7 protein-coding genes and 1 pseudogene are annotated in these 12547 nt (G+C 61.4%); 6 read left to right on the forward strand and 2 right to left on the reverse strand.

The annotated features are described in order from the left end of the window. Nucleotides 1–779: response regulator (locus tag NKI01_RS23470; protein ID WP_352964794.1), on the reverse strand; the 779-nt coding region annotated here is incomplete at its 3' end. Between the two features lie 344 nt (nucleotides 780–1123). On the opposite strand from NKI01_RS23470, the gene NKI01_RS23475 reads away from it, so the two are divergent. From NKI01_RS23475 to NKI01_RS23490, 4 genes are read left to right on the forward strand one after another with little or no spacing between them, the layout of a single operon-like run. Beyond that, a complete protein-coding gene (locus NKI01_RS23475; protein ID WP_352855488.1) occupies nucleotides 1124–2644 on the forward strand; it encodes an efflux transporter outer membrane subunit in 1521 nt (506 codons plus the stop codon). After that, on the forward strand, nucleotides 2644–3717 hold the full coding sequence (locus tag NKI01_RS23480) for an efflux RND transporter periplasmic adaptor subunit (RefSeq protein WP_352494210.1): 1074 nt from the start codon (nucleotides 2644–2646) through the stop codon (nucleotides 3715–3717). The genes NKI01_RS23475 and NKI01_RS23480 overlap by 1 nt, the downstream gene beginning before the upstream one ends. Continuing rightward, entirely contained in the window at nucleotides 3714–6956 is a 3243-nt protein-coding gene (locus NKI01_RS23485; RefSeq protein ID WP_352964798.1) for an efflux RND transporter permease subunit, read from the forward strand. Before NKI01_RS23480 ends, NKI01_RS23485 begins: the two co-directional genes overlap by 4 nt. A 5-nt stretch (nucleotides 6957–6961) precedes the next feature. Continuing rightward, nucleotides 6962–8143 (forward strand): glycosyltransferase family 9 protein, encoded by a 1182-nt coding sequence (locus NKI01_RS23490; RefSeq protein WP_352964801.1) that lies wholly within the window; start codon nucleotides 6962–6964, stop codon nucleotides 8141–8143. Nucleotides 8144–8794: 651 nt separating this feature from the next. Here the strand turns inward: NKI01_RS23490 and NKI01_RS23495 are convergent. After that, nucleotides 8795–9672 (reverse strand): annotated as a pseudogene (locus tag NKI01_RS23495) (alpha/beta fold hydrolase). A gap of 347 nt (nucleotides 9673–10019) precedes the next feature. On the opposite strand from NKI01_RS23495, the gene NKI01_RS23500 reads away from it, so the two are divergent. Both NKI01_RS23500 and NKI01_RS23505 read left to right on the forward strand, forming a co-directional pair. Further along, the gene (locus NKI01_RS23500) at nucleotides 10020–11069 is read left to right on the forward strand and encodes a hypothetical protein (RefSeq protein ID WP_352964803.1); all 1050 of its coding nucleotides are present in this window, start codon (nucleotides 10020–10022) and stop codon (nucleotides 11067–11069) included. A gap of 1 nt (nucleotide 11070) precedes the next feature. After that, nucleotides 11071–12546 carry an FAD-dependent oxidoreductase gene (locus tag NKI01_RS23505; RefSeq protein WP_352494207.1) on the forward strand — a complete coding sequence of 492 codons (1476 nt, stop codon included), beginning with the start codon at nucleotides 11071–11073 and terminating at the stop codon, nucleotides 12544–12546. The last annotated feature ends 1 nt before the right edge of the window (nucleotide 12547 follow it).

Genomic DNA, 12547 nt, shown 5'->3' on the forward strand with positions numbered 1-12547 from the left:
GTCCAGAAGTTCCTTCTCAATAGCCATGCGATGATTCTCTCCTTTCCATCATCATGGCCTCGCGCACAGAATTCCCGACAGTCCCAAGTGGGCTCCTTATAGTTCGGCTCTATCTTTTGCCGGATACGGCTCACATGCACATCAATGCTGCGCTCGACAGGTCCGGCAGCGCCAGCGTGGGTACGCGCAAGTATGTCGTGCCGGTTCATCACCTGGCGTGGATTCTCGCAGAACACAAGCAGCACATCGAATTCCGCCGTCGTAAGCGGCACATGCACACCGTCAACGTCAGTTAATTCGCGTGTGACAGGGTCGATGCGCCAGCCCGCGAACGTCATCGGGTCTTGGCTTGGCCTGACTTGGCTTGAATAAGACGAACGGCGCAACAGCGCCTTTATTCTCGCCAACAGCTCCCTGGAGCTGAACGGTTTTGTAACATAGTCGTCGGCACCCATTTCAAGCCCAACGACCCTGTCCACCTCTTTCGTCAGAGCGGTGAGCATAAGGATGGGCGTCGTATCGGATGCCCTGATCCTTCTGCAAATGCTAAAACCATCCTCTCCCGGCAGCATTCCGTCCAGCACAATAAGGTTGAACTCTCTCTTTTTTAAGACGCGGTCCATCTCCATCGCCGATCCGACCGTCTCGGCAGCATAACCAGCATCCTTCATCAACTCGATCAGCATGGTGGCTATATCCCGGTCATCCTCGACGACGAGGATTCGGGCTGAAGCTTGAGTTAGGACATTGTATCCGAGGCTATCCATAGGTTTGGCCATTTTCGTTGCCCTTTCCCTTCCGGAATAACACGCTGTACATGATGGCTGTCAGCAACAATTGTGTTTAGTTTTGTTGCTGCGCCCCCCACAGGCCGCCTCCGGGCCCGACAGCCGCTGCATCTACGGCCCATGAATGACGCGCACCGGTGCTTCCGGCGGGCCGCTCAGCCGCTGCGCCTTAGCAACTCTTAACAATACAAAACCCACGGCAATGACAAAACCGGACTAATGCCCCAGGCGCGATTGCGAAGAACATTCGCGAAATGTGCGGTGCTGCCGGTGGAGACTTAGATGTTTCCGCCGGGTGGCGGCCCCGGAACAAGGCGGTAGACATGCATCGACTAGTGGCCATCATCATGATGGCCTTTCTTGCTGGCTGTTTCGCGCCGGGCCGTAATGCCTGCCAATCGAAGGCCGCGATGAAGGCGGCCTATCGCAGGATTGTCGGTATGGGCGGTCTTGGAGCGTGCCTGATCGTGTCAGGCTGCACGACTGTGGCCAGCGTTCAGGAACCTGATTTGAAGATCGCGAATGCCTGGCACGCGACCTTTCCGCATGGCGGCCGGGCCGGCGATCTCGTGTCCTGGTGGTCCACGTTTTCCGATCCATCGCTGACGGCCCTCATTGCATCTGCGCAGGCGGAAAGCCCCAGTCTCGAGTCGGCCGCTGCAGAGATCGAGAGGGGGCGCGCCACGCTGACATCTACGCAGGCGAGCCTTTTTCCGGGGCTTGGCGGCTCGGGATCGCTCGCCCGCTCCGGCACCGGCGGCAACAAAGCCAACCAAGTTGCTGCCGCTACGACGGTGAGCGGCAGCCTCGACGCTTCTTGGGAAATCGATCTGTTCGGCAAGACTCGGCAGAGGAGCGAGGCTGCGCGGCTGCGGGTACACGAGCGCACCGCCGATTGGCACGATGCGCGCGTCTCACTCGCGGCGGAGGTGGCGGACTACTATATGCAGTACCGTGCCTGCCGGCAGCTGGAGCAAGTTTATACCACCGAACTCGCCTCGCAGCGCGAGACGATCCGGGCAATGGAAATGGCCGCAACCTCCGGCCTTACGTCGAGCGCCGACCTCGCGCTAGGGCGGGCGAGTGCTGCTACCTCGGCCTCGACACGGACCGCCCAGCGTGCCGAGTGCGAGGTGCTCGTCAAATCTCTCGCCCGCCTTATCGGCGGTGACGAGCCTCACGTCCGCGATATTCTGGCGATGGGCAAGCACGGGTTACCCACGCCGAGGACCCTCAAGCTATCCGCCGTGCCTGCCGACGCCTTGCGGCAGCGCCCCGACATCGACGCCCTTGAGCTCGAGGTCGCTGCATCGCTCGCCGAGATCGGCGCGGCAAAAGCCGATCTCTATCCGAGTCTCAGCCTCAGCGGCTCGGTCACGATCGACAGTTCATCGCTGATCGGAACCTCTCTGCCCTGGTCCTTCGGCCCGGCCATCTCGATCCCGCTCTTTGACGGTGGTTCGCGCCGGGCGGCAGTGGGCAGCGCGGCAGCCGCATATAAGGTGGCGGTGGCCGCCTACAAATCAGGTGTGCTGGACGCGGTCGCCGAAGTCGAGACCGCACTCGTGCGGATCGACAGTACGCGACGGCAGATCGGCGACGCCAGTGTCGCGGCGCGCAACTATCGCGCCTACTTCAAAGCCGTGGATTCGAACTGGAAGGCCGGTGGCGCAAGCCTGCTCGACCGCGAGGAAGCCCGGCGTTCGGCGCAGTCGGCGGAGGTCTCGCTCATCGAAATCCGTCGTGACTCCGTGCGCTATTGGATCGCCCTCTACAAGGCGCTGGGCGGCGGCTGGGATGCGAGCGCCTCCTCATCCAAGGACCTGCCGCAAACATCGAAAGAAAACCTGCTCTGATGCGATCTTCACCTCTTCTCCTCGCCGCTACCCTGAGCGGGATCCTCGTTTTCGCCGTAGAGCCCGCGCTCGCGCAACAGAACGAGGCGGCAGCGCTTACCGTCGCAGTGGCAAAGCCCGCGGAACGCCAGTGGCCTGAAACGATACCCGCCAGCGGCTGGCTGAAGCCCTGGCACGAGGCGGTCATCGCCGCGGAAATCGGCGGCCTGCGTGTGACCGATGTCCTTGCCGATGTCGGGTCGGTTGTCTCAAAGGATCAGCCCCTGGTTCGGCTGGCCGACGAAACGGTGCGGGCGGAACTGCGCAAGGAAGAGGCTGTCCTGGCAAGTGCCAAGGCGGACCTCGCAAAAGCCAGGGCTAGTGCGGACCGAGCACGCAAGGTGCAGGGAAGCGGTGCGCTTTCTGAGGAGAAGATCACTGAATACCTGATCGCCGAGCAGACTGCGATCGCGAGTGTCGAATCCGCCGAAGCCTCGCTGGAAAGCCAGAGGATCAAGCTTGCTCAGACGACCATTATGGCCCCGGACGACGGGCTGATCACCGCCCGTTCGGTCCAACTCGGCGCTGTCGTCTCCTCCGGCACGGAGCTATTCCGTCTCGTGCGCCAGCAGCGCGTCGAGTGGCAGGCGGAAGTGTCTGCACGTTATTTGCCTCGCATCAAAGAAGGCCTGACCGCCACGATCATCAGCCCGGAGCGGCGGCGCGTCAAAGGGACCGTGCGGCTCGTGGGGCCGACGGTCAGCACCGATACCGGAAGGGTGCTCGCCTATGTGGCGCTGCCGGCGGACGCGCACCCACCCATCGGCCTCTACGTCACCGGCCAGATTGAGCTTGCGACCACGCAGGCCCTCACCGTGCCCGAGACGGGCCTCGTGATGCGTGATGGCATCGCTTACGTCTTCACCGTGGGTACAGACGGGCGTGCGTCACGCGTCCGAGTTGAAACCGGCCGCCGCAATGGCAGCGAAGTGGAGATCCTCTCGGGCCTTGATCCCTGGGCCGACGTGGTGACGGCGGGCGGCGCCTTCCTTTCGGACAGGGCTCTTGTCCGGGTAGAGGAGGACGCACGATGAACTTTTCCGCCTGGTCGATCCGCAATCCGGTTCCCGCAATCCTGCTATTCATCCTGCTCACCGTTAGCGGCCTGCTCGCCTTCGATCGCTTAGCGGTACAGAATTTCCCCGACATGGTGCTGCCGACTGTCCAGATCAACGCCGCGTTCGAAGGTGCCGCACCGGCCCAACTCGAAACCGAAGTCGCGCGCAAGATCGAGGACAAGCTCGCCTCTCTGAGCCTCCTAGAGCATGTCACTACCACGATTACGGACGGCGCGGTCAGCATCAATGTCTCATTTCAGCTGGAGAAGGACGGCGAGGCAGCGCTGAACGAGGTGCGCAATGCCGTCGACAGTATGAGCGGCGACCTGCCTGCCCAGATGCAGACACCAAGCGTGACGAAAACGACGGTGCAAGGCTCACCGATCCTTACTTATGCCGTGCGCTCCGTCCGCCTCAATGAGACGGAACTCTCCTGGTTCGTCGACAACGACATGACAAAGGCCTTACTTGCCGTGCCCGGCGTCGGCCAGGTCAGCCGCATTGGCGGCATCAATCGTGAGGTGCAGATCGATCTCAATCCCCAACTCATGAGTTCGCTCGGCCTCAGCGCCGCAACCGTTTCCGCGCGGCTCAAATCCATGCAGTCGGACGCTTCTGGCGGCCGGGCGGAAATCGGCGGCAGCAAGCAGGTGATCCGCACGCTCGGCGCGGTTTCTTCGATTGAGGCATTAAGGGCGCTCGCAATCCCGCTCCCAAGTGGCGCCCTGGTGCGTCTCGACGAGATCAGCACCGTTACGGACAGCTTCGCTGACCGGGGGTCCATCGCCTATCTCGATGGCGAGCCGGTGATCGCAGTGCAGGTCAAACGCTCGAACGGCTTTTCGGATACGGGCGTCGCGGCAGCCATCCGGACTGGCATGCAGAACTTCGCCGCCGCCAAGCCCGATGTTGAGATCGTCGAGGCCTACAGCACGACCGGGCCGATCATTGAGAACTATGACGGCTCCATGCACATGCTCTACGAGGGCGCCATCCTCGCGATCGTCGTGGTCTGGCTCTTCCTGCGCGACTGGAGGGCGACTGTCCTTTCGGCGGTTGCGCTGCCACTATCGGTCATTCCGACCTTTCTTGTGATGTATCTGGCGGATTTCAGCCTCAACACGGTGACGCTGCTCGCGCTCTCTCTCGTGGTCGGCATCCTGATCGATGATGCGATTGTCGAAATCGAGAACATCGCGCGCCATCTGCAAATGGGCAAACACCCGAAGGAGGCCGCGCTTGAGGCCGCCGACGAGATTGGCCTTGCCGTCATCGCCACGACCTTCACGCTCGTCGCCGTCTTCCTGCCGACTGCCTTCATGAGCGGTATTCCCGGCCTGATCTTCCGTCAGTTCGGGGTGACGGCAGCCGTGGCGGTCCTCGCCTCACTGGTCGTCGCGCGCCTGCTGACGCCGATGATGGCCGCCTACATGATGAAAGCGCATCCCGTCGAGGCAAAGGACGGCTGGATCATGCGCGCCTACATGGCCGTCGTCAGAATCTGCCTGCAGCGCCGCAAACTAACGGTCCTTGGCGTCATGCTGTTTCTCGGCCTTTCCATGTCGACGATCCCGTTCCTCAGTTCCGGCTTTCTGCCCGCTTCGGATGATGCGCAGACGCAAGTCACCTTGACGCTGCAACCTGGCAGCACCATTGGGCAGACGGAGGCGATCACGCGGCGAGCCGCCGAGATCGTTTCCCGACTGCCGGACGTGACGCATGTGTTCTCCTCCGTGGGAAGCGTCTCTTCGAATGACTTGATCGATTCCTCGACGACCGCCGATACGGGGGCCGCTTCCCTCGTGGTCGATCTCAAGAAGATCGGCGATCGCACCCGCACGCAGACCGAGATCGAGAATGATATCCGGCAGGCACTTTCCGTCCTTCCCGGCACCAGGATCGCTGTGGGGACGGGCGGCAACGGCACGACATTGGAGATCACGTTGGCGAGCGACGATTCCGATGCGCTCGGCCAGGCAGCCGGCGCGCTCGAAGAGCAACTGCGCACCCTCAGGAGAGTCGGCGCGGTCACCTCCAGTGCCTCCCTGCAGGCGCCGGAAATCCAGATCGTCACGAACCTCGACAGCGCGGCCGCTCTCGGCGTGACGGCGGAAGCGATTTCCGAGGCGGTTCGCGTGGCAACAAACGGCGACTATTCCTCTTCGCTCGCGAAGCTCAACCTGCCACAGCGCCAGCTTCCTATCCGTGTCCGATTTGACCCCAGCAACCGGACGACGTTTGATGACATTGCCAATCTTCGCGTTGCCGGCGCCAGGGGCAGCGTCGATGTTGGCTCGGTCGCCGAGATCAGCATCGGCGGCAGCCCGTCGGAAATCAGCCGCATCGACCGCTCGCGAAATGTCACGCTATCGCTCGAGTTGAACGGGCGCATCCTCGGCGACGTCTATCGCGAGGCACAGGCATTGCCTGCCCTTCGCAACCTCCCGGAAGGCGTCCGGCTCGTCGAGCAAGGAGAATTAGAGCGCAGCTCCGAGCTCTTTGGCAGTTTCGCCATCGCTATGGGGATCGGAATATTCTGCATCTATGCCGTGCTGGTCCTCCTCTTCCACGACTTCCTTCAACCGGTGACGATCCTTATGGCGCTGCCACTTTCTCTCGGCGGCGCCCTGCTGCCGTTGGTGCTGACCGGCACGAGCTTTTCCATGCCAGTGGTGATCGGGTTGCTCATGCTGATGGGTGTGGTGACGAAGAATTCGATCCTTCTGGTCGAATACGCGATCATCTCACGCCGCGCCGGCCTCTCGCGCTTCGACGCTCTTGTCGACGCCTGCCATAAGCGCGCTCGCCCGATCGTGATGACGACGATCGCGATGGGCGGCGGCATGCTTCCGGTAGCCCTCAGTCTCAGCGGCGGCGACTCCAGTTTCCGTCAACCCATGGCAATTGTTGTCATCGGCGGCCTGATGACTTCCACCGTCTTTAGCCTCGTCGCGATCCCCGTCATCTTCACCTTCGTCGATGACTTTCTCAGGCTTCTCAAACGGCTTGCCGCCCTAGGAGAGCATGAGACCTCGCCGGCTTCCACACCTGAAGACGCAGTGCAGTTCGAGGCACCGCTTCGGCGGGAGCGGTCCTGGGACGCACCTCGACTACGATCCGGCCTTCGTGAAACAGGCGCGGGATCGAACTGGCCTGCCACGCCAGCGGACGGACTTTCTCATCCTCCTGCCGAACGACCCGCGCGTCGGAATTGAGGCCGATGAGCGCTAGCACTTTGGCCGCATTGGCTAGCCGCGCTGTCCGTCTATTCGGCCATGGCGGGTGCAGATCGCGAGCGCCTGCCACGACTGGCCAGCTGTCCGTCAAGTCCATTCTCATCATTCAGACAAAGTATATTGGCGACGTTGTTTTGACGTCAGCTTTGGTGCGCAATCTACGTCTCGCCTACCCGGATGCCACCGTGACCATGCTTTGCGCCCCCGGTCTTCGGCGGTTCATAGTCAGCCAAAACATCGCGGACGAAGCAATCGGGTTCGACCGCCGCGGCAAGGGAAAGAGCCTCTTCCAGCGGCTAAGAGCGTATCTAAGCTTGGTCTCTGATCTCCGCCAACGAAGGTACGATCTCACTATTGATCTGAGTGATTCCAAGACATCCAGGATTCTGCACCGATTGCTCGACGCGCCGCTGCGGGTTGGCTTCGATCCTCCCGAGAGGCCACTGAGATTCTGGGAGGTTCAACCGGCAAACGTTTACGCCGCCACCTGTGGTCACGGCGGCATCCACTATCTGTACCGATATCTTTCTCCTCTAAAGGCTCTCAACATTGACCTCGCTGACTCCACACCAAGGCTTGTGCCCACATGCGCCGCTCAAAGTGAAAGCGCACAAATCCTGGCGCAAAGGAGTTTGGTCAAAAACGCCTATATCGTCGTCCATGCAGGGGCACGATTTGAGGGGCGATGCTGGCAACCGGAGCGGTTTGCAGCGGCAATCGATGAAGTCTATGCCGCCACCGGCCTTCGGTCTTTGCTGATTGGTGGCCGGGACGAGACAACAGCCGAGCAGACAATACTCGCATTGGCTGTGTCACCTGTGGCGAGCGTGGTTGGGAAGGTCTCGCTTGAAACACTGACGGCATTGCTTGGCGACGCCGTTATCTTTCTAGGAAATGAGAGTGGTCCCATGCATCTGGCGGCATCAGTAGGGACTCCTGTCGTCGGCCTTTACGGCTTGACACCGCCGGACATATGGGGGCCGCTCGGAGTTCCGCATCGGATCGTGGCGCCTCGGCTGCCCTGCCAATGCGCTGCTCCCAACTTGTGCAAGCCGAACAATCCCGGTGGCGTCTACTGTGTGCATCGCGTGCGAGTAGAGGAGGTCACCACAGCTACCCTCGACCTGATCGAGTTCGAAACGCTCAAATCAATACCGAATCGTTAAGCTCAGCTCAGCTAGTTCGTTGAAGCGGCGGACCTAACAACTGGCCGGATCGACGGCGAGCGGCCTAGGTCCATCAGATCAAAGCCGGGCCTCGATCCAGAACCGAGATATCGTAAACTACACTCTGCGTCTCATGAACGGCCAAGTCAGCAAAATACCCCTATTCACCCCCGCCGTCGGTTACTGCTCATCGCCTTGAGATAGCCTCTTGCGAGTCGACAATCGCCTCCCGCGCTATGACAATGTCTTTCCGGGTGAGAGCATTGCATTCCCTCGCAAGCGCGATTCGAACCGTTATTGCGCGTTCATTTTCCGCAAGACGGCAGCGCGTTCCCGGATAACGAACATTCGATCCCAGCTAACGGCAATCGCATCCCACATAACGACAACGGATTTCCCTGTTAATTCACCGGCGGCCGCGAATATTCACGCAAATCTGGTCGATATTCCCTGACGCCTCGCGCAGGAAATCTCCCACTAAGTAGCTGACATCGCGACAAGATATTGATGTTCTGCCCGCCCAAAGCGCGCATTTCGCACAAATACCCTGCTTTTTGCCTGTTAGCAGGAAATATCAAACGGAGACTGGTTCGCCACAGACCGGTCGGTTCACCATGCTTTCAATAGGTTACCCGAGGGATGCATCGGTCATCAGCCGTGGACGCGTGCAAGGAAGTCGCGCACCAACGCAAGCGCCTCATCGAAATGGGTTTCCAGTAGCCAGTGGCCGGCGCCATCGAGGAGGTGGAACTCAGCTTGCGGCAAGTCGCGTTTGTAGGCGCGGGCCGATGCGGCCGGCATATAGCCGTCCTCGGGACCCCAGACGATCAGTGTCGGCGGTTGCCGTTTGCGCAGATAAGCTTGGTATTTCGGGAACCAGTTGAGGTTCCCCTCCAGCTTCTCCATCAGGCCGACCGCAAGCCGCCGACGGGCTGGCGTGTCCATCAGAGGCCAATGGAGTTTCCACAGATCCGGTGGCACGCGCTCGGCCACGGCCTCGCCAACTTCACCGATGAACTCGTGCCGGAAGCCCTCCTCGCTGACCGCATCTTCCAGCGGGCGATGCTTCTCGGACGTCTTGTCGTTCCAATACATCTTGATGGCTGCGTATTTCGGGCCGAGCACGTCTTCGTAGATGTCGCCGTTCTGGATGATAAGCGCGGCAACGCGCTCCGGATAGGCGATGGCGTGGCGCAATCCGATCTGCGAGCCATAGTCGTGCAGCCACAGCGCATAGCGGATAGGCCGAGCGCGTCAGCGAAAGCCGCCAGAAACCCGGCATAGGCATCGAAATCGTAGCCGAATGCAGCCATGTCGGGCGTGGCGCTGTAACCGAAGCCAGGAAAATCCGGCGCGAACGTGTGCCAGCGATCTGCCAGTCCAGGCATCAGCCTTCGAAACTGATAGGACGAGCAGGGATAGCCGTGCGGCAGCAGAAGCACCGGAGCGTCGGCCGGGCCGTCCTCGCGAAAGAAAATAGCGTCTCCGTTAACTTTGACTTGGCGGTGTCGCAATTTTGCCTCCTCGATCGAAAGGCTGCAACCTCCCGCATCCCGTTGTTTACGATGCTCTCGCTGGAAGGTTCCGTGGAAAAATAGACGCGGCAACTGACTTCCAAAACACAAATACGGTGACAGTGCACTTTGTCTTGTTCGCGCGATTGTCGCTTTCTGTACTGCTCCGCTCGGCCAGTCCGGGCATGAGTTCGGGCCACGTGGTCCCCGCACCGTCCAAGGCCAATTCGCAAACTTATGACCAGGCGGAGGGTTCCCGGTCGCGCCGTTGAAAGCGCCAAGGAACCTGCCGCCGATCAGATCGTTTCGCGGTATCTGGCCAGATCGACCGCAACGGAGGAGAGACATGCTCGAAATTCTGCATGCTCACAATCGCGCGACACCGAACATCGGCCGGCTCGGCCAGTTCGGGCTTTGGCACGATGCTGCGTGACGTCGACTACGTCCTGCGAAAACTCGACTGGATGCGCGCCGAAGGCATCTGGCCCAACGGCTTGCGATATCTGTGGACCGATGCATTCGGGGTCGTGCTCTACGTCTCGCTTTACACAGAAACTGGCGAACAGCGCTGGCTGGACGCGGCCGAGCGGCTGGTCGCCAATGTCGAGCGTGTGCTCGGCCGCCGGCGCGGACTGAGGATCGGCGAAGCGGCCGATCGCGACGGCCAGTACTTCCACTATCTCGCGATGTGGCTGTTCGCCTTGGCGCGCCTCGGCGATCTGAAGCCGGAATACCGCAAGCGCGGCATTGCGCTGGCGCGTGACATTCACCCGGCATTTGTGGTCCCCGGCCGCGGTGTGATCTGGAAGATGCAGGAGGATCTAAGCAGCCCATATCCTGGCTACGGTCTCGGCAGCATGGATGCCTATGACGGCTACGTCTCTTACCGGACGCTCGATGAGGACGCACTGGCGCCCGAGATCGCGCAAATGCGTGATCTGATGCAGCGCGATTGGCGCACCCTCGACATCGAGCAGGACCTCGGCCTCAGCATGATGCTGTGGCTCGCCCATTTCTTTCCCGACGAGCCGTGGGCCGAGGCCCAGACGAGGCGTTCCCTGCGAAGCCTGGAAACGATGTGGGTCGACCCGCCCGGCTATTTCAGCCGTGCCCCATGGCTGGGCGACACCAAGTTCGCCTTCACCAATTACGGCGTTTCGCTCGGCCTGCAGGCCGCCGGTATCTGGCCGGGGCGTGTCGATAGGCTGAACGCCTTCTTCGAGGACTGGCGCTCCGGCGACGAATACGACCGCGAGGCGATCACGTGGGTGATGGCCTGCACCTCGCATCTTCCTGGTGCTTTTCTGACCCGGGGTGGCGAGACAATGATTGAAAGCGACCAAGCTCGGGAACGTTCCTCTGCCGGCGCGGTTGTCGATGGAAGTGCACCGAGACGCAAGGAACGCGGTTGAAATGGCCATTCTCTTGGGAAAACCGGGAAGCTGTTGGGTGGCGGCAGCCAGATCCACGAACTATCCCCAGCTCGAAGGTTCGATCCATGCGGACGCCGTTGTCGTGGGGGCTGGAATTGTCGGGCTGACGACGGCGCTTCGGCTTTGCGAGGCGGGCCGATCGGTGGTCGTCCTCGAAGGCCTGCGCACGGGCGGCCAGGTGACCGGCCGCTCGACGGCCAAGATCACCACGCAGCATACGCTGATCTATCGTCATCTCATCGACACTGTCGGCCGGGAGTTGGCCCAGGTCTACGCCGATGCGAATTCCGCCGGCGCCCGACAAATCCGCGATTGGGTTAACAACTACGCCATCGCCTGCGATCTCGAGAGCAAGGAAGCCTATACCTACACCTGCGACGATCGCCGGCGCGCGGAGGTCGCGGCCGAGGCGGAGGCCGCGCGCCAGGTCGGGCTAGAGGCCGAGGTTCTCGAACGCGCACCGCTGCCTTTCGAAACGGCCGCGGCATTACGGTTCCCCGACCAGGCGCAGTTCAATCCGGCGATGTATCTGGTTGGTCTGGCGGAAGCGGTGACGGCCCGTGGCGGTCGGATCTTTGAAAACAGCCGCGCCACCTCGATCGACGAGGCAAGCCGCTGGCGCGTCGTCACAGATGGCGGCGCCGTTGATGCCGGGCACGTCGTCGTCTCCACCAACATGACGGTGAAGAGCCCCGTCGGCATGGCGAACCGGACGCAACCGCGCTGCCACACCGTGATGGCCTTTCGGATCGATGATCCCCTCCCTGTCGACGGCATGTTCATCGGCATCGACGAGCCGACGCATTCCATTCGCACAGGCCGTGATGCCGAAGGTCCGCTGCTGGTCACGCTTGGCCCCAAATTCAACACCGGCTGGGATGGCGACTTGGCGAAGCGGTTTGTCGAACTGGAAAAATGGACAAGAAAGAACCTTCCGGTCGGCGACGTCGCGTGGCGCTGGTGCAACGAGGACTATGATACGGCCGACAGGATCCCATACGCCGGCGAACCCGATCCCACCAAGGCCGCCGGCTTCCGCATTGCCACGGGCTTCAACGCCTGGGGCATCACCAACGGGACGGCCGTGGGAACGATGATCGCCGACCTGATTTGCGCCCGCCCGAGCCCATGGCAAAAACTCTACGATCCGGCGCGGCCCTATCCCGAGGACTTCCACAAGAATGGCCGCAGTCAATCGATCGTCTCGAGCACCCACGACATTGCGCCCGGCATGGGTGGCGTGATCGTCAGGGGAGACGAAAAGATTGCGGCCTGGAGAGACACCGAAGGCGCACTCCAGGCGGTTTCGGCGACCTGCACCCACAAAGGCTGCACCGTAACCTGGAACAATGTGGACCACACCTGGGATTGTCCCTGCCACGGCTCGATCTTCGCCGCCGACGGTTCGGTCATCCACGGCCCTGCCCGAAAACCGCTTGCCCAGATTACATTGTGAA

It is taken from the genome of Mesorhizobium sp. M0815 (assembly GCF_040319995.1).
GTDB lineage: Bacteria > Pseudomonadota > Alphaproteobacteria > Rhizobiales > Rhizobiaceae > Mesorhizobium.

Bases quoted from the DNA above. Each gene is read 5' to 3' on its own strand.
- NKI01_RS23480 (WP_352494210.1), top strand. From the start codon at position 2,644: ATGCGATCTTCACCTCTTCTCCTCGCCGCTACCCTGAGCGGGATCCTC.
- NKI01_RS23485 (WP_352964798.1), top strand. From the start codon at position 3,714: ATGAACTTTTCCGCCTGGTCGATCCGCAATCCGGTTCCCGCAATCCTG.
- NKI01_RS23490 (WP_352964801.1), top strand. From the start codon at position 6,962: ATGAGCGCTAGCACTTTGGCCGCATTGGCTAGCCGCGCTGTCCGTCTA.
- NKI01_RS23500 (WP_352964803.1), top strand. From the start codon at position 10,020: ATGCTCACAATCGCGCGACACCGAACATCGGCCGGCTCGGCCAGTTCG.
- NKI01_RS23505 (WP_352494207.1), top strand. From the start codon at position 11,071: ATGGCCATTCTCTTGGGAAAACCGGGAAGCTGTTGGGTGGCGGCAGCC.